Genomic DNA, 15,957 nt, shown 5'->3' on the forward strand with positions numbered 1-15,957 from the left:
GGTCCTGACGACTCAGGCCGGGCATTAGGTTACATCGTCGATTCGAGAGCGGCTGCATGGCGCTCCAGATTCATGGGAGTGAGTTTTGCCGCTTCAACGCATCGCCGGGGCTCAGGCGTTCGAAAACCTGCACAAGAACCTTCGCCGCTCGGCCTGGCCGGACGGTCGCAAGCCTCGTTCGCGACTCGCCGGCATTGCCGCAGCCATGCCGGTCGCCAGCTTCTATTTCGCTCCCGGCGACCGCATTCTGACTCTGGGTTCCTGCTTCGCCCGTGAGATCGAAAAGCACCTGTCCAGCCTCGGCTTCGACCTGCCGATGCTCAAGGTCAACGTACCCGCCGAGGAACGCATCACCTCGACGCCCAACGACGTGCTCAACAAGTACTCCGTCCATTCGATGGAGAACGAGATCCGCTGGGCCTTCGAAGGCCTGCCTTTCGACCAGCGCACGCTTTTCCTCGAAACCGACGACGGCCTCTGGGTCGATCCGCATCTGGGCGTCAACCTGCCGCCGGCGCCCTTCGAGCGCGTCGCCGACCGTCGCGCCCAGGCCATGGCGGCCATGCGGGACCTGGCGACCAGCAAGGTCTTCATCATCACCCTCGGCCTGGCCGAGAGCTGGTTCGACCTTGAAACCAACCTCTATCTGAACGGGGCGCCGCCGCCCTCGGTCCGCAACCTCTCCCCGGAGCGGTTCGCGCTGGACGTCCTGTCCTACGACGACGTGATCCAGTCGCTGGAACGCATTCACGCCCTGGTCCGCAAATACGGCGCGCCGGACACCAAGATCCTCATCACCACCTCGCCGGTGCCCTTCAAGGCGACCTTCACGGGCGACGACGCCCTGATCGCCAACACCTACAGCAAGAGCGTCCAGCGCGCCGCCTGCGGCGCCTTCGCCGCAGCTCACGACGACGTGGACTATTTCCCTTCCTACGAGATCGTCACCCTGACAGACCGCTCGCGCGCCTACTGGACCGACAACATCCATGTGAATCCGGAAATCGTCGGCTTCATCATGGACACGGTCCTTTTCGCCTATTGCCCCTCGCTCGGCGTTCAGCCCAAGCAGCCTGAAGAAAAGACGACGATCACGCCGGAACCGACCGAGGCGGATAAGGAACGGTCAGCCCTGATCGGAAAGGTGCAGCGCATGACCCCGGCGGAGCGTCTGCTCCAGGCCGAGGCCGCTTTCCGCAAGGGCCACAACGACAAGGCCGCGATCATCTACAGCGCGCTCGTACCGTCAGATCGAGCCGCGTTCAGCAACGCTGATCTCGGACGCATCTACACCGACTACGGCGTCGCCCTGTTGCGCGCCAAGAACCCGGAACGGGGTGTGGAAATCCTGGAGCTGGCTCTGCACTACCTGCCGGACGACGCTCGCCTGAACTACAAGCTAGGCTTGGGCTACGCACGGATCCGCAACAGTACGCGCGCCGTCCACTATCTGCGTGAAGCCCTGAGGCTTGATCCTGCGACGCCGGATCACCACTGGCGCCTGGGTTCGGAACTGATCCGTCATCGAAAGACAGACGAGGCGCGCGCCCTTCTGACAGAAGCCCTGCGCCTCATGCCTGACCATGCAGCCGCAAAGCGAGACCTGCAAAGGCTCTGATTTCGGCTGGTTGGCGAAATCACAGGCGGTCATGGCGCGGCCTTCCATTGCATCGAGGGCCATGGGACGTCAGCATCGAAGCGGTTGGTCTCGACTTTGACGAACGGATTGACCTACTTCGCGTGAACTGAGGACGATCATCTCGTCGCAGTCGTGACTTCGCCTTTTCCGCAAAGGCGTCCGTGGCGATGCGCGGCATGATCAAGGCTTATGGAGAACGGCTTGGCCACTATCTTCAAACACCCGGCTCTTCCGGATTATTTTCAGGCCGTTCCTGGCGTTTCCACCCAGACTCCGCTGCCGGACATTCCTTCTATCGTTCCCGCCTATGAGGCAGGAAAGGTTCTGACCTTTCCTGACCTGCGTTTCGATATCGACTTCGACTTCTGGGAATCCGTTCCGACGGATCAATACCCGGAACTCAAGAAACTCGGTTCGATCGCAACGCCAGACCGGAACGGCGTCGATACCGCCCTGGACAAACACTTCACGCGCGGTGGAATTCCGCTGGCCCTTCAGGAGGCCATTCGGCCTCAAATCAGAAAATTCTACGATGTGGCCCTGCCTATCTATGATCGGCTGTTTTCAGGCTATTCGTTTACGGCCCGCCGGTCCGCGTGGCGCCTGAACCTCATTCACAACGAGGACATGCACACGGACACTTACGCCGATGAATATCCTCAGCATTTCGCCAGGATGTTCATTAACCTGGACCGACAGCCGCGCATTTGGCAGACCAGTTGGGCGGTCGATGACATGATCCAGCGTTTCGGCGATCGCATTCCACGAGACAGACTGGCGACTTCAAGCCGCGCCAACGTCTGGAAGGAAATCAAGAACGCCGCCTTCGGCCCCACGGCCCAATGGTGGGATGATCAGCCCCGGCACGTCCTCTATTTCGACCCGGGCGAGGCCTGGATCGTCGATAGCCGACAGGTGTCTCACCAGATCTTCTATGGACGACGGGCCGTCTCCATCGACTTCTGGGTTGATCCCGCCTCGATGCAGAATCCCGACCGTCACTACCTCAACATCACCGATGCGTTCCGCGAGCGGACGCTTGGCTTCAAGGTCGCCTAAGGAAATCGTCATGCCGATTCAGACTCTCACGCTCACCGAAGCCATGAAGAATCGGAAATCCGAAATCTCGCGCTGGCCGTCGGACGCCGACAGTCAGGCCGCCCGGTTTTCTCCGATCGCACGTCCCGCTTTCGACGCGCCCTTCGTCATCAAGCCCGACGACTTCGTCTTCACCGTCGGTTCCTGTTTCGCACGAAACATCGAGAAGCAGCTGGCCGCCAACGGCTTCGATTTCGCTGCCCGCTATTTTGAACTTTCCCACGACGACAGCGATTTCACCGGCGTTGACGTCAGCGGCGTGCTGAACAAGTACGTGGTGCAATCCATCCTCAACGAACTGCGCTTCGCCATCGACCCGCATACGCGCTGGAGTCAGAGCAATCTCGTCGAATTGTCGAACGGGAAATGGTGGGACCCTCATCTCAATAATACGATCGCGCCCGCATCTCTGGAGCGCGTTCTCTACCGTCGCGAAAAGGTGACGGAGTATTTCAAGACCGCCGCGCGAGCGGATGTGTTCATCATGACGCTCGGCCTCGCCGAAGCCTGGTTCGACACGACATCCCGGCTCTACGGGAACGGCGTCCCCCCGGCGACCATCCAACGGACCGAGCCGAACCGCTTCGAGTTCCACCGCCTGGACTACAACCAGATCCTGACCTGCCTGGAGGCCATCAGGAAGCTCTTGATGGATCACGGCAATCCCGATGTGAACATCCTCGTCACCGTTTCACCTGTCGCGCTCAAGAGCACCTTCTCGGGCCAGGACGCGATGATCGCCAATACCTATTCCAAGGCGGTTCAAAGAGCTGCGGTCGAAGCCTTCGCGACGGCCCATGACAACGTGACCTACTTCCCCAGCTTCGAATCCGTGACCCTGTCGGAGCGCAGCCATGCATGGGCGCCCGATCAGTTGCACGCCTCCGACGAGATCGTTCGCTACAACGTCTTGGCCATGATGGAGGCCTATTCGGAGAACCGGAAACAGGCTCCGAAATCCGGCCTGGTCGCCGACGCCCTGACGCTCATGTACAAAGGCGAGGCCTTGGCCAAGAAGGGGCAGATCGACGAGGCTGGCGAGGCCTTCAAACAGGCGACCGACATGGCCCCTGCCGAAGGCTTGATTCATATGAATCACGCGACCTTCCTCCTGAGGCAAAAACGCTACGACGAAGCTGTCATTGCGGCCGAGAAGGCCACCGCCCATGGCGGCGACAGCTATGGCGCCTATGCGGTCCTGGCGACCGCCTATAGAACCGCCGGACGTCTCGAGGACGCCTATGCCGCGATTGATCGCGCCCTGGAAATCGCTCCTACAAAGCGCGGCAATATCCACGCCAAGGCCGTCATCTGCACCCGCATGCGTCGGTTTGACGAAGCCCTGGACCTCTATGAAACGATTATCCGAGGGGTCGCTGGAAACGACCTCGATCAGCTGCGGGCGCGTTTCATGGATCCCTACGTCAACACCGCCAAGGCCGCAGGTCAGGAAGGCCGCGCCAAGACCTTCCTGGCGGAGACCACGGGAGAGCCCGCCTAAGTCGGGCGAATTCTACGTTGAATCCCCCCATCATTCTCGGCCTCGCGCCGAGAATGATGGAAGCTGCAGTTCTCGGATCATACCGCCCGGGGCCAGTCGTGGTTCAAGGCCGCGCAACCCGCAGCCATACCACCCAGCCCAAACGGGCTAATCCATGGTCGGGGCGAGAGGATTCGAACCTCCGACCCTCTGGTCCCAAACCAGATGCGCTACCAGGCTGCGCTACACCCCGAACCGATGGAGCGCCCTCATGGCACGGGCGAGGGCGCACCGCAACGTATTGAAGGGCTCAATCTCCCCTAGGGACGAAAGAAGCTGTGGCGAACCTGGTCGCCCGGCCTGGCGCCGATCTCTTCGGCACGGCCGGCACGCAGTTCCAGCACCCCGTTGGCCGCGCCGTTCGAGGGCAAGGGGGTTTGCGAATGGGGCGTGGCGTGGCTGGCGATCGAGACAATCCGGCCTTGTGGGTCGATGTAGATGATGTCCAGCGAACTGGGCGTGTTCTTCATCCAGAAGCTCTGCTCGCTGGCCGCCGGGAACTGGAACAGCATCCCCCGGTCGTCTTCCAGCGGCGGGCGGTACATCAGGCCGCGCTCGCGTTCTGCGTCATCGTCGGCGATCTCGACCATGAACCTGTGCTCGCCCGAGGCGGTGACGATGCTCAGCGGTTCCAGCGGCCGCCCCGCCGCATCAACGGGCCCCTTGGGCGCGCAGGCCGAGGCCAGGCCCGCCACGGCAAGGAGGCCCGCCAGCAGGATACGACGCGAGAAATGCATGCCTTCGCCCTTCAAGGGGCGAAACCTATTCGCCCGGTCTGATCTCGGCGACCACCAGGCCCTTGGGGCCGTCGGCGAACCGCACCTGCACCGCGTCGCCCGGCGCCAGGTCATCCAGCCCGCAACGGCGCAGCGTTTCCACATGGACGAAGATATCGCCGGCTGCGCTGTCACGCACCACGAATCCATAGCCCTTGGTGCGATTGAACCATTTGACGACCGCCGTCTCCAGCGGCCCGTCGCCGGTCATTTCGAAAACCGGACGCGGCGACGCCGAACGCGGCGCATCCCGACGGACGGGCGTCGGCGCGCCCTCGCCCAGATCGACGACGCGAACCACCTGCCAGCCCTTTGGACGGCGCGCGCATTCACACGTGATGGTTGCGCCCTCGGCCGCCGCCTCATGACCGCTGTCACGCAGGCTGCTGACGTGAAGCAGCACATCCTTGAGCTCGGTCATGTCCGGCTCGTCAGGGACGATAAAGCCATAGCCCTTGCCGGGATCGAACCACTTCACCCGACCGGCGATCAGAACAACGTCCAGCGTTTCCATTTCGTCGAAATTCGACAACTCACAACCCCCGCCTGCAAAGCGTGCAGAGGTCATGATTAACACGGTTCTGTGAACGGCGGAAAAACAAAAATGACGATTTTAAGCCCACGCCACGCATTGCCGCGCACGAATGCATGCGGCGGCCTGAAAAACGGTGTCGATGTCGGGGAGGGAAAATACTCCGCGTGGCAGTCCCTAGGGGAGTCGAACCCCTCTTTTCAGGTTGAAAACCTGACGTCCTAACCGATAGACGAAGGGACCGCTGCGCGGAGGAGTGGTCTGATAGCCGCCCTCTTCAGACGACGCAAGTCTGTTTTTCAACTTTCCGAACAAAGACTTCGCCGACGCGCCATGCGCGCGAAAACGGCCCCTTGCGGGACAATGGAGGCTGTCGATGCAGGGGAAGCAGAAGGCTCCGCGTGGCAGTCCCTAGGGGAGTCGAACCCCTCTTTTCAGGTTGAAAACCTGACGTCCTAACCGATAGACGAAGGGACCGCTGCGCGGAGGACCGGGGTAATAGCCGTCGATTCCGTCGCTTGCAAGCGCTTGCTGCGCAGTTTGTACGACTTTTTCAAAGACCTGCGCTCGGCAACGTCGAACCTCAGGCCATGCGTGGGTCGGCCACGTCCTCGATCTCGAACTGCACCCCGCGGCGACCATTCCAGTCGTCGGCCTTCAGCCGCCCGACCAGGTTCAGCCCGCCCTGCCCCGCCAGCAGAGCCTTGCCCCCGGGCAGGTCGGCGCATCGCCAGGCGATGGCCCGCACCGAGGCCCCGTCCGGCCCGACCAGACGACACCGCACATGACCGCCGTTCATGGCGACCGGTTCGCGCGCCTGCACGCCCTGCAGGGCGAACAGGGGCTCGGGATTGGCGGGACCATAGGGCGCCAGCTGCTCGAAGGCCTCGAACAGGTCACGGGTCGCCGCGCGCGGATCGATCAGGGCGTCCACCTCGACCCAGTCCTGGGCCACGGCCTCGGCCCGCTCGCCCGACAGGCGGTCGTTGAGGAAGGCGCGCAGCTCATCGATGCGGTCAGCCGCCACGGTCAGGCCCGCCGCCATGGCGTGACCGCCGCCGGCGATCAGCACGCCCTCGTTCCAGGCCGCCTGCACGGCCCGGCCCAGGTTCATGCCAGGCTGCGACCGGCCCGATCCCTTGCCCACGCCATTGATCGCGTCGACGCCGATGACGATGACCGGCTTACGCCAGCGTTCGCGCAGTCGCCCCGCCACGATTCCGACCACGCCGGGATGCCAGTCCTCGCCCGAGACCACGACCAGGGCCGACTCGTCGGCGTGCGCGCCCGTCGCCTCGACCCGGCGCACGGCCTGCTCCGTCACCTGGGCCTCAACCTCGCGCCGGGCGATGTTCAGCCCGTCCAGTTCCTGCGCCAGCATCCTGGCCTCATCAGGATCGTCGGTGGACAGCAGGCGCGCCCCCAGATCCGACTTGCCGATCCGCCCGCCCGCATTGATGCGCGGCCCCAGGATGAAGCCCGCATGATTGGACTTGGCCGGACCAGGCTCGGCCCCGGCGGCGGTCAGCAGGGCCCTCAGCCCCGGATTCTTCCAGTCCGACATGACCTTCAGGCCCAGACTGGTCAGGGCCCGGTTGAAGCCCGTCAGGCCGGTCACGTCGCAGATGGCGCCCATGGCGGCCAGGTCCAGCCACTGGCGGATGTCCGGCTCGGCCCTGCCCTCAAACAGGCCCCTCGCCCGCGCCTCGCGGTTCAGCGCCGCCAGCAGGACGAAGACCACCCCCGCCGCCGCCAGATTGCCCTGCCCCGAGTTGCATCCCGGCCGGTTCGGATTGACCACGGCCAGACAGGCCGGCGGCTCCTCGCGCATCATGTGGTGGTCGATGACCACGACCTTCAGACCGATGGCGGCGGCGTGGGCCACCGCCTCATTGGCCGCCGCCCCGCAGTCCACGGTGACGACCAGATCGGCGCCTCGCGCCTTCAGCGTGTCGAAGGCCCGCGCACTGGGGCCGTAACCCTCGGTCAGACGGTCGGGGACATAGATGGGCAGGTCCGCCCCGAAAGTGCGGAACCAGCGCACCAGCAGGGCCGCGCTGGAGGCGCCGTCCACGTCATAGTCGGCGAAGACGTGAATGCTGCTGCCGGCCTGCAAGGCGTCGACGATGGCGCTGGCCGCCGTGTCCATGTCCATGAAGCTGGAAGGGTCGGGGAACAGGGCGCGCAGCGTCGGCGTCAGGAAGTTCCGCCCCTGATCCGCCGCCACCCCGCGCGCCGCCAGGGCCCGCGCCATCGGTTCGTCCAGATCCAGAGCCTGCATATGGGCGCGGATGGTCCCGGCCTCGGCCGGCCGCTGCCGCCAGGCGCGCCCCGACAAAGAGCGCGACACATTGAGGAAGGCGGGACTGTTTCCACCGTCAGCCATAGGGAATCCTTGTCAGCCCGGCCATCATTCCGGGATTCTGTCGTTCACACGACAGGCGCCCCGTCAGGGTCGCGGGCGGTCGATCGGCGGCGGCGCGGCGGCGCGACGGCGCAAGGTCTCGGCGAAGGCCTCGACCTCTTCCGGCGTCTGCGCGCCGATCGGGGCCATCTTGGCCGGATCAAAGCGGCGGCTGATGGATTCGGCGAAGGCCGCCGGATCAGTGTCCATGGTCCAGTCGATGGCCGCCACCTGGGTCGCCAGCGCGGCGCTGCCGGCGTCCAGCGCCCTGACGTTCATCGCCACCTGGGCCGGTTGCGGCAGGTCCTCCGGCGTCGCCGGAAAATCGGCCCAGCGCGGGTATTCCCGATGCGCATCCACCAACTGCTGAATACGCGGCGCCAGAGGCGACGCAGCATCCGTCTGCGGGTCGAACGACCCCACGCAGCCGCTCGTGAGCAACAGCACGCCGATCATCGCCGGCAGGATCGTCTTTTTCGACAGGAACACGTTCATCTCACCCCCGGTCATATGCCATCATCGCGCCCGGAGGAAGGCTCGCGACCCGACGCGCGCCCGTTCCAGAGGTTCGCCCATGGCCAAACGCCCGACCAAGGCTCCCCCTTCCCCGCTGCCCGCCGCGGCGGCGCCGCGCAAGTCGGGTCGCCCGACCTCGGCCAAGCCTCGCACCAGGAAGGCCCCGCCGCCAGACGCCGCGCCCGAATCGCCCGCTACGGCTGAAGCGCAGCCGCAGACCCCGCCTCAGCCCGAGGCCCCCGCCGATCCCTTCGCCTTCGGCGCCGATCAGCGGCAACTGCTGGAAACCCTGTCGCTGAACCTGGCCAAGGCGGCCATGACGGCCCAGTCGGCCATCGCCGAGGCCGCCCTGTCGCAGGCCGACCGCCCCGCCGCCCTGTCGCCCGACCCGTTCAACGTGGCCCCGGCCATGACCTCGGTCATGGCCAGCCTGGCCGCCCGCCCCGAGAAGCTGTTCCAGGCCCAGGCCGACCTGTTCGGCCGCTATATGGACCTGTGGTCCACGACCGCCCGTCGCGCCATGGGCGAAGAGGTCGCCCCCGCCCCCTCGACCGACAAGCGATTCCGCGACCCGGCCTGGAGCGAAAACCCCGTCTTCGACGTCATGCGCCAGTCCTATCTGGTCACCTCGGACTGGATGAACGGCCTGGTCGCCAGCGTCGAAGACGTCGATCCGCGCGTGAAGCGCCGGGCCGAGTTCTTCACCCGCCTGCTGACCGACGCCTTCTCCCCCTCCAACTTCCTCGCCTCCAACCCGGCGGCGCTCAAGGCCCTGGCCGAGACCGGCGGCGAGTCGCTGGTGAAGGGGATGCAGAACTTCGCCGCCGATCTGGAGCGCGGAAACGGCAAGCTGAAGATCAGTCAGGCCGACTACGGCCGGTTCAAGGTCGGTGAGAACGTCGCCACCGCCCCCGGTCAGGTGGTCTGGCGCGACGAACTGTTCGAACTGATCCAGTTCGACGCCGCGACCGAGACGCAGGCCGCCATCCCGCTGCTGATCTTCCCGCCGTGGATCAACAAGTTCTACATCATGGACCTGCAGCCGGCGAACTCGCTGATCCGCTGGCTGTCGGCCCAGGGCTTCACCGTCTTCGTCTGCTCCTGGGTCAACCCGGATCAGGACAAGGCCGGGTTCGGCTTCGAGGAGTATCTGCACAAGGGCGTCTATCGCGCTGTCGAAAAGACGCTGGAGCAGACCGGCCAGAAGCAGCTCAACGCCGTCGGCTACTGCATCGGCGGCACCCTGCTGGGTTCAGCCCTGGCCCACATGGCCGCGAACAGGGACGAGCGCGTCGCCTCCGCCACCTTCTTCGCCGCCCAGCACGACTTCGCCGAGGCTGGCGACCTGCTGCTGTTCACCGACGAGCACTGGCTGGCCGAGATCGAGCAACAGATGGACGCCGCCGGCGGCGTCCTGCCCGGCGCGGCCATGGCCGAAACCTTCAACGCCCTGCGCGCCAACGACCTGATCTGGTCCTTCTTCGTGTCCAACTATCTGATGGGCAAGGCGCCACCCGCCTTCGACCTGCTGTTCTGGAACGCCGACCAGACGCGGATGCCCAAGCGCCTGCACCTCGACTACCTGCGCCAGATGTATGGCCGCAACGCCCTGGCCAAGGGCGAGTTCGAGATCGGCGGCCAGCCCATCGACCTGTCGACCGTCAAGACGCCGCTCTACTTCCTGGCCAGCCGCGAGGACCACATCGCCCCGATGAACTCGGTCTATCGCTCGGCGCGGCTGTTCGGCGGCCCGGTGACCTACACCCTGGCCGGATCGGGCCACATCGCAGGGGTCATCAACCCGCCCGCCGCCAACAAATACCAGCACTGGACCAACCCCGCCCTTCCCGAAACGCTCGCAGAATGGCAAGCGGGCGCTGAACAGCATCCCGGCAGTTGGTGGACGCACTGGGCCGCCTGGCTGCGCGACAAATCCGGCGAACAGATTCCCGCCCGCGACCCGAAGACCGGCGCGCTCAAGCCCATCGAGCCCGCGCCCGGCGCCTATGTGAAAGTGAAGTCTTGAAGCGTATCGAACCCAACCTGCTGCTGGCCCTGGCCACCGCCGTCCCGCTCGCCCTTCTGGTCACCACCGCCAGCCTATTCGGCGAACCGGGCAACACCTTGAAGTATGTCCTGCTGGCCGTGGTCTGCACGGTTCTGTTCGTCGTCTTCAACGGCATGATGGCCAGGCGCACCGGCGTTCAACGCCCGCCGATGATTCATGCCGAGGCCGCCTCGACGGCCGTCTGGGCCAGCCTTTTCCCGCTGGTGCTGATCTTCGCCGCCGCCGCTCCGGTCTTCTTCCCCGGCCATGACTACGGCCTGCTGATCATCATCGGCGCCGTCTGGTTCGGCGTGACGGTGCAGTCGGCCCTGCGGGCGCGTCAGGCGGGCTGAGCCGCCCGCCGTCCGCGTCAGTTGAGGCCGGTCGCCTCGTCCAGACCCAGCATGATGTTGAGGTTCTGCACCGCCGCGCCCGAGGCGCCCTTGCCCAGGTTATCGAGCATGGCGACCAGACGCGCCTGCTCCCCGCCACGGTCGCCAAAGACGTGCAGACGCATCCGGTTGGTGCCGTTCAGACCCTCCGGCTCGATGCCGGTCATGGCCTCGGTCTCGTCCAGATCGGCGACCTCGACGAAGCGCTGGCCGTCATAGGCCTCCAGCAAGGCCCCGTGCAGCCGCTCGACCGAGGGCGTCTCCGGCAGGGCCGACAGATGCAGCGGAACCTCGACCAGCATCCCCTGGCGATAATTCCCTACGGCGGGCGCGAACAGGACGTTGCGCGACAAGCCCGTGTGCTTCGTCATCTCCGGCACGTGCTTGTGCTTCAGCGTCAGGCCATAGGCGCGGAAGGCGGTCGACGCCCCCTCGGCCTCGAACTCGGCGATCATGGCCTTGCCGCCGCCGGAATAGCCCGACACCGCATTGACCGTGACCGGATGGCTGGCGGGCACCAGCCCTGCCCGCACCAGCGGCCGCATCAGGCCGATGAAGCCGGTCGGATAGCAACCCGGGTTCGACACCCGCGTCGAGGCGGCGATGGCCGCGCGTTGGCCCGCATCCATCTCGGCGAAGCCATAGGTCCAGGCCGGATCGACCCGGAACGCCGTCGAGGCGTCGATGACCCGCACGCTCGGGTTCTCGATCATCGACACGGCTTCCTTGGCCGCATCGTCGGGCAGGCACAGGATGACCGCGTCGGCGCTGTTCAGCGCCTCGCGCCGCGCCTCCACGTCGCGCCGACGCTCGCCCAGCAGGACCAGCTCCAGATCCTTGCGCGCCTCCAGACGCTCGCGGATCTCCAGCCCCGTGGTCCCGGCCTCGCCGTCGATGAAGATGGTGTGGGTCATCTTACGCTCCTGATCCTTCTCCCCTTGCGGGAGAAGGTGGCCCGCGCAGCGGGTCGGATGAGGGGTCTTGCTGACCCGACAATCTGGCGACTTTCAGACGACGACGTCAAACGAGGGCGAAACCCCTCATCCGTCGACCGTCGGTCGCCACCTTCTCCCGCAAGGGGAGAAGGAAAAACAGCAAGAAAAAGGGCGCTCCGGGTTACCCCGAAGCGCCCCAAATCCAAATCGCCTGAAAGCGATTAGCGCTTCGAGAACTGGAAGCTGCGGCGTGCCTTGGCGCGGCCGTACTTCTTGCGCTCGACGACGCGGCTGTCGCGGGTCAGGAAGCCGTGCGGCTTCAGGACCTTGCGCAGTTCCGGCTCAAAGTGAGTCAGAGCGTGCGACAGGCCGTGGCGGATGGCGCCGGCCTGGCCCGACAGGCCCGAACCTTCGACGGTGCAGATCACGTCGTATTGCGTAGCGCGGTCCGAAACGGTCAGCGGCTGGGCGATCATCATGCGCAGCACGGGACGGGCGAAGTAAACTTCCTGGTCCTTGCCGTTGATGGTGATCTTGCCGGTGCCCGGCTTGACCCAGACGCGAGCGATCGCGTTCTTGCGCTTGCCGGTCGAGTAGGCGCGGCCTTGGGCGTCCAGCTTTTGCTCATAGACCGGGGCGTCGTTCTCGGCCGAGGCGGTCAGGCCCTTCAGGGCGTCGAAGCCGGTGGCTTCAGCAGTCACGTCGGTCATGCTCAGACGCTCCGGGTGTTCTTGGCCGAGGCCGACTTGAAGTCGATGGTCTGCGGCTGTTGGGCTTCATGGTCGTGCGCAGCGCCGGCGAACAGACGCAGGTGCGTCATCTGCTTGCGGGCCAGCGGGCTTTCCTTCGGCAGCATGCGCTCGACGGCCTTCTCGAGCACGCGCTCGGGGAAGCGACCGCCCAGAACCTTCTCCGGGGTCGTCTGCTTGATGCCGCCCGGGTGACCGGTGTGGCGATAGTAGACCTTGTCGGTGTTCTTCTTGCCGGTGAACACCACCTTGTCGACGTTGGTGACGACGACGTAGTCGCCCATGTCAACGTGCGGGGTGTAGGTCGGCAGGTGCTTGCCGCGCAGACGGTTGGCGATAAAGGTCGCGAGGCGGCCCACCACGACGCCTTCGGCGTCGATGTGGATCCACTTCTTTTCGACCTCTGCCGGCTTCATCGAAGCCGTAGTGCTCTTCAGCATATTGAGGGTCCTAAAGACGAACGGTGCGGCCCACTCCCATGCAGGAATGAGCGGAAGGCGTGCTGATAGAGGGTCATCCACAGCAGGTCAACACCGGTTTGCAACACGATTTTAAGTCAAGTTACTGATTTAACACAACTTATCATAAACGGTATTAAAATACCCAGTCATAGCCGAGGCAAACCTTCGCCCCTCTCCCTTGCGGGACAAGGCAAACAGCCAACCCAAATCGTCGCAGCCACGCAACCGTCACAGCTTCGTATCGCCTCTGTCGTCCGCACGCGGTCTAAGCTCGGCCGTCAAACGGAGTCCCCCATGCGCCTGCAACGCCGCCAACTGATCTCGACCGGGGCTGCGGCCTTCGCCTTCGCCGGCTTCGCCCGCAACGTCCACGCGCAAGGCGCGGGCGAGGAGACCTACGTCAATCAGGTCGAGGGCTATGGCCCGCTGAAGGCCGATCCCAACGGCCTGCTCGACCTACCCGAGGGCTTTTCCTATCAGGTCATCTCCCAGAGCGGCGAGACGATGGACGACGGCCTGCTGGTCCCCGGCCAGCCTGACGGCATGGGCTGTTTCGCGCTGAGCCCCACCACGGTCGCCCTGGTGCGCAACCACGAACTGAAGGGCGGTCGGGCGCTTCACCGCAACATGGGGCCCGGCGGCTTCCATCATGAGCGCCTCGGCCTGCTGGATGCGTCCAAGGCCTACGACACCTACAAGGACGGTCGCCCCCTGCCCGGCGGCACGACCACCCTGGTCTATGACCTGGAGACCCGCCGCACCGTGCGTCAGCACCTGTCGCTGGCCGGAACCTCGACCAACTGCTGCGGCGGCCACACCCCCTGGGGCAGTTGGCTGACCTGCGAGGAGACCGTCGAGACGCCCGCCGACGCCGATGTGGCCAAGGCCCACGGCTGGGTGTTCGAGGTCCCCGCCGACGCGACCGGTCTGGTCGATCCCGTACCGCTGAAGGCCATGGGCCGCTTCGACCACGAGGCCGTCTGCATCGACCCGCGCACAGGCATCGCCTACCTGACCGAGGATCAGGGCGACGGCCTCTTCTACCGCTTCATCCCGAGCGTTCCGGGCCAGCTGGCGCGCGGCGGCCGCCTGCAGGCCATGGCCTTCAAGGGTCAGCCCGGCGCCGACAGCGCCAACCACGACGCCCGCACCTGGTCCGTCAACGACTGGCGCGAGGTCGAATGGATCGACATGGAGGACGTCGAGGACCCCGCTGGCGACCTGCGTAAACGCGGCCATGCGGCGGGCGCCGTGAAGGTGGCGCGCGGCGAAGGGATATTCTGGGGCGACAACGAGCTCTATCTGACCGCCACCTCGGGGGGGCCGCTGCGCCGCGGCCAGATCCTGCGCTATGTCCCCTCGCCCGACGAAGGCGGCGCGGACGAGGCCCGCGCGCCGGGCCGTATCCAGCTGTTCGTTGAAAGCACCGATCTGCGCACCATGAACATGGGCGACAACCTGTGCATCGCGCCCTGGGGCCACCTGATCGTCTGCGAGGACAACTATTCCGACGAGGTGCGCAACCACATCAAGGGCGTGACCCCCGACGGCCGCCTCTACACCATCGCCCGCAACGTCTTCACCGGGAACTCGGAGTTCGCCGGGGCCGTGTTCTCGCCGGACGGCAGCGTCCTGTTCGTGAACATCATGTACCCCGGCCTGACCTTCGCGATCAGAGGACCGTGGAACGCGGTCCGCTCATGAACAGGCGCGGGCGCGAGCGGCGAACCAGCCACAGGTTGACCGTCGCCGCGCCCAGCACCAGGGCCGCCACCGCCTGGTGCAGCGCGCCCAGAGTGATCGGCACGGCATGCATCAGGGTCACGACGCCCAGCGCCGCCTGAACCCACAGCAAGCCCGCCAGCACGAAGGCCGAGACACCCAGCCCCTCGGCCAGCCGCCAACGCCAGGCGTGGATGGCATAGGCCGTGCCCGCCGCCAGCAGGACATAGGCCCCAAGGCGGTGATTGAACTGCACCAGGCCGTGATCGTGCAGGAAGGCCAGACCGCCCATGCCCCATTCCACCGGCGGGAAGACCGCGCCGTTCATCATGGGCCAGTCGGTGAAGACAAAGCCCGCCTTGGCCCCGGCCACCAGACCGCCGAGCAGGCACTGAACAAAGACGGCGGCCAGCAGCAGCCCCGCCCCCCAGGTCCATCCGCGCGGCGAACGCGAATGGTCCGACCCGCTCCAGGCCTCCAGCCCTGTCCAGATCAGGCCGGCGAAGATCAGGAAGGCCAGACCCAGGTGGGTCGCCAACCGTTCCGGGGCCACATCGACGCGCTCGGACAGGCCGCTGGACACCATCCACCAGCCGATCAGCCCCTGCAGCCCGCCCAGGCCCAGCAGGACCAGACAACGCACAATCAGCCGCTTCGGCATCCGCCGCAGCACCAGGAAGATCAGGAAGGGAACCGCAAAGACCACGCCGATCAGACGCCCGACCAGCCGGTGCAGCCATTCCCACCAGAAGATGCCCTGGAACTCGCCCAGGCTCATGCCGACGTTGACCTGGGCGTACTGCGGGATGGCCTTGTACTTGTCGAAGGCCTCGGCCCATTGGGCGTCGTTCAGCGGCGGTATGGCGCCCATGATGGGCTTCCACTCGGTGATCGACAGACCCGAGCCCGTCAGGCGCGTGACGCCGCCGATCACCACCATGGCGAAGACCATGGCCGCGCTGAAGAACAGCCACAGCGCCACCGCGCGGCTGCGATCCTGATTTACAAAACGGTTCATTCGACGCCTGCCGTTCGCCCCGATACACTGTCGCCAAACCCACCGGGCGACCGGGGCGGTATGCCCCTCAAGCGCGGCAAGATCGAGTCGCTTTCGACGCCAAGGCGTCGCACCAACCTGAAGGAGCG

At 65.5% G+C, this 15,957-nt stretch carries 14 protein-coding genes and 3 tRNA genes; 6 read left to right on the forward strand and 11 right to left on the reverse strand.

The genetic code is table 11. The features are described 5' to 3' along the window. The first annotated feature begins 85 nt into the window (after positions 1 to 85). The 3 genes from ACZ5XO_RS09580 to ACZ5XO_RS09590 all read left to right on the forward strand — a co-directional run bounded on the left by ACZ5XO_RS09580 (position 86) and on the right by ACZ5XO_RS09590 (position 4,238). Entirely contained in the window at positions 86 to 1,618 is a 1,533-nt protein-coding gene (locus tag ACZ5XO_RS09580) for a GSCFA domain-containing protein (RefSeq protein ID WP_464162136.1), read from the forward strand. Positions 1,619 to 1,840: 222 nt separating this feature from the next. Further along, positions 1,841 to 2,698: a Kdo hydroxylase family protein gene (locus ACZ5XO_RS09585; protein WP_464162137.1), complete on the forward strand. Its 858-nt coding sequence runs from the start codon at positions 1,841 to 1,843 to the stop codon at positions 2,696 to 2,698. 43 nt (positions 2,699 to 2,741) lie between these two features. Then, the gene (locus ACZ5XO_RS09590; protein ID WP_464164893.1) at positions 2,742 to 4,238 is read left to right on the forward strand and encodes a GSCFA domain-containing protein; all 1,497 of its coding nucleotides are present in this window, start codon (positions 2,742 to 2,744) and stop codon (positions 4,236 to 4,238) included. A gap of 155 nt (positions 4,239 to 4,393) precedes the next feature. Here the strand turns inward: ACZ5XO_RS09590 and ACZ5XO_RS09595 are convergent. The 7 genes from ACZ5XO_RS09595 to ACZ5XO_RS09625 form a co-directional block, all read right to left on the reverse strand. Beyond that, a tRNA-Pro gene (locus ACZ5XO_RS09595) sits at positions 4,394 to 4,470 on the reverse strand. A gap of 67 nt (positions 4,471 to 4,537) precedes the next feature. Continuing rightward, positions 4,538 to 5,014 (reverse strand): DUF192 domain-containing protein, encoded by a 477-nt coding sequence (locus tag ACZ5XO_RS09600; RefSeq protein ID WP_464162138.1) that lies wholly within the window; start codon positions 5,012 to 5,014, stop codon positions 4,538 to 4,540. Between the two features lie 25 nt (positions 5,015 to 5,039). Next, positions 5,040 to 5,567, reverse strand: coding sequence for a cold-shock protein (locus ACZ5XO_RS09605; protein WP_464162139.1), 528 nt, complete (start codon positions 5,565 to 5,567; stop codon positions 5,040 to 5,042). 186 nt (positions 5,568 to 5,753) lie between these two features. Then, positions 5,754 to 5,828: transfer RNA gene (locus tag ACZ5XO_RS09610), tRNA-Glu, on the reverse strand. Between the two features lie 159 nt (positions 5,829 to 5,987). Further along, positions 5,988 to 6,062: transfer RNA gene (locus ACZ5XO_RS09615), tRNA-Glu, on the reverse strand. A 106-nt stretch (positions 6,063 to 6,168) separates the two neighbouring features. Then, entirely contained in the window at positions 6,169 to 7,971 is a 1,803-nt protein-coding gene (gene recJ / locus ACZ5XO_RS09620) for a single-stranded-DNA-specific exonuclease RecJ (protein ID WP_464162140.1), read from the reverse strand. A 63-nt stretch (positions 7,972 to 8,034) separates the two neighbouring features. After that, positions 8,035 to 8,499 (reverse strand): hypothetical protein, encoded by a 465-nt coding sequence (locus ACZ5XO_RS09625; protein ID WP_464162141.1) that lies wholly within the window; start codon positions 8,497 to 8,499, stop codon positions 8,035 to 8,037. A gap of 64 nt (positions 8,500 to 8,563) precedes the next feature. On the opposite strand from ACZ5XO_RS09625, the gene phaC reads away from it, so the two are divergent. Together phaC and ACZ5XO_RS09635 are read left to right on the forward strand one after the other, a co-directional pair. Further along, the gene (gene phaC, locus ACZ5XO_RS09630; RefSeq protein ID WP_464162142.1) at positions 8,564 to 10,531 is read left to right on the forward strand and encodes a class I poly(R)-hydroxyalkanoic acid synthase; all 1,968 of its coding nucleotides are present in this window, start codon (positions 8,564 to 8,566) and stop codon (positions 10,529 to 10,531) included. After that, positions 10,528 to 10,905 (forward strand): hypothetical protein, encoded by a 378-nt coding sequence (locus ACZ5XO_RS09635; RefSeq protein ID WP_464162143.1) that lies wholly within the window; start codon positions 10,528 to 10,530, stop codon positions 10,903 to 10,905. The genes phaC and ACZ5XO_RS09635 overlap by 4 nt, the downstream gene beginning before the upstream one ends. Before the next feature lie 17 nt (positions 10,906 to 10,922). Here ACZ5XO_RS09635 and argC read toward each other — a convergent pair whose 3' ends face one another. The 3 genes from argC to rplM all read right to left on the reverse strand — a co-directional run bounded on the left by argC (position 10,923) and on the right by rplM (position 13,068). Beyond that, the gene (gene argC, locus ACZ5XO_RS09640; protein WP_464162144.1) at positions 10,923 to 11,858 is read right to left on the reverse strand and encodes an N-acetyl-gamma-glutamyl-phosphate reductase; all 936 of its coding nucleotides are present in this window, start codon (positions 11,856 to 11,858) and stop codon (positions 10,923 to 10,925) included. A gap of 242 nt (positions 11,859 to 12,100) precedes the next feature. After that, positions 12,101 to 12,589 carry a 30S ribosomal protein S9 gene (rpsI, locus tag ACZ5XO_RS09645; protein ID WP_464162145.1) on the reverse strand — a complete coding sequence of 163 codons (489 nt, stop codon included), beginning with the start codon at positions 12,587 to 12,589 and terminating at the stop codon, positions 12,101 to 12,103. A 2-nt stretch (positions 12,590 to 12,591) separates the two neighbouring features. Beyond that, on the reverse strand, positions 12,592 to 13,068 hold the full coding sequence (rplM, locus tag ACZ5XO_RS09650; RefSeq protein WP_464162146.1) for a 50S ribosomal protein L13: 477 nt from the start codon (positions 13,066 to 13,068) through the stop codon (positions 12,592 to 12,594). A 315-nt stretch (positions 13,069 to 13,383) separates the two neighbouring features. On the opposite strand from rplM, the gene ACZ5XO_RS09655 reads away from it, so the two are divergent. Continuing rightward, positions 13,384 to 14,793, forward strand: a complete 1,410-nt coding sequence (locus ACZ5XO_RS09655; RefSeq protein WP_464162147.1) for an alkaline phosphatase PhoX — start codon at positions 13,384 to 13,386, stop codon at positions 14,791 to 14,793. Here ACZ5XO_RS09655 and ACZ5XO_RS09660 read toward each other — a convergent pair. After that, on the reverse strand, positions 14,762 to 15,829 hold the full coding sequence (locus ACZ5XO_RS09660; protein ID WP_464162148.1) for a COX15/CtaA family protein: 1,068 nt from the start codon (positions 15,827 to 15,829) through the stop codon (positions 14,762 to 14,764). The genes ACZ5XO_RS09655 and ACZ5XO_RS09660 overlap by 32 nt on opposite strands. Positions 15,830 to 15,957: the final 128 nt, after the last annotated feature.

This window comes from Brevundimonas sp. T2-11, from assembly GCF_055397675.1.

Coding starts and splice junctions, on each gene's coding strand:
- ACZ5XO_RS09590 (WP_464164893.1), top strand. CDS start 2,742: ATGAAGAATCGGAAATCCGAAATCTCGCGCTGGCCGTCGGACGCCGAC.
- ACZ5XO_RS09600 (WP_464162138.1), bottom strand. CDS start 5,014: ATGCATTTCTCGCGTCGTATCCTGCTGGCGGGCCTCCTTGCCGTGGCG.
- ACZ5XO_RS09605 (WP_464162139.1), bottom strand. CDS start 5,567: ATGGAAACGCTGGACGTTGTTCTGATCGCCGGTCGGGTGAAGTGGTTC.
- recJ (WP_464162140.1), bottom strand. CDS start 7,971: ATGGCTGACGGTGGAAACAGTCCCGCCTTCCTCAATGTGTCGCGCTCT.
- ACZ5XO_RS09625 (WP_464162141.1), bottom strand. CDS start 8,499: ATGACCGGGGGTGAGATGAACGTGTTCCTGTCGAAAAAGACGATCCTG.
- phaC (WP_464162142.1), top strand. CDS start 8,564: ATGGCCAAACGCCCGACCAAGGCTCCCCCTTCCCCGCTGCCCGCCGCG.
- argC (WP_464162144.1), bottom strand. CDS start 11,858: ATGACCCACACCATCTTCATCGACGGCGAGGCCGGGACCACGGGGCTG.
- rpsI (WP_464162145.1), bottom strand. CDS start 12,589: ATGACCGACGTGACTGCTGAAGCCACCGGCTTCGACGCCCTGAAGGGC.
- rplM (WP_464162146.1), bottom strand. CDS start 13,068: ATGCTGAAGAGCACTACGGCTTCGATGAAGCCGGCAGAGGTCGAAAAG.
- ACZ5XO_RS09655 (WP_464162147.1), top strand. CDS start 13,384: ATGCGCCTGCAACGCCGCCAACTGATCTCGACCGGGGCTGCGGCCTTC.
- ACZ5XO_RS09660 (WP_464162148.1), bottom strand. CDS start 15,829: ATGAACCGTTTTGTAAATCAGGATCGCAGCCGCGCGGTGGCGCTGTGG.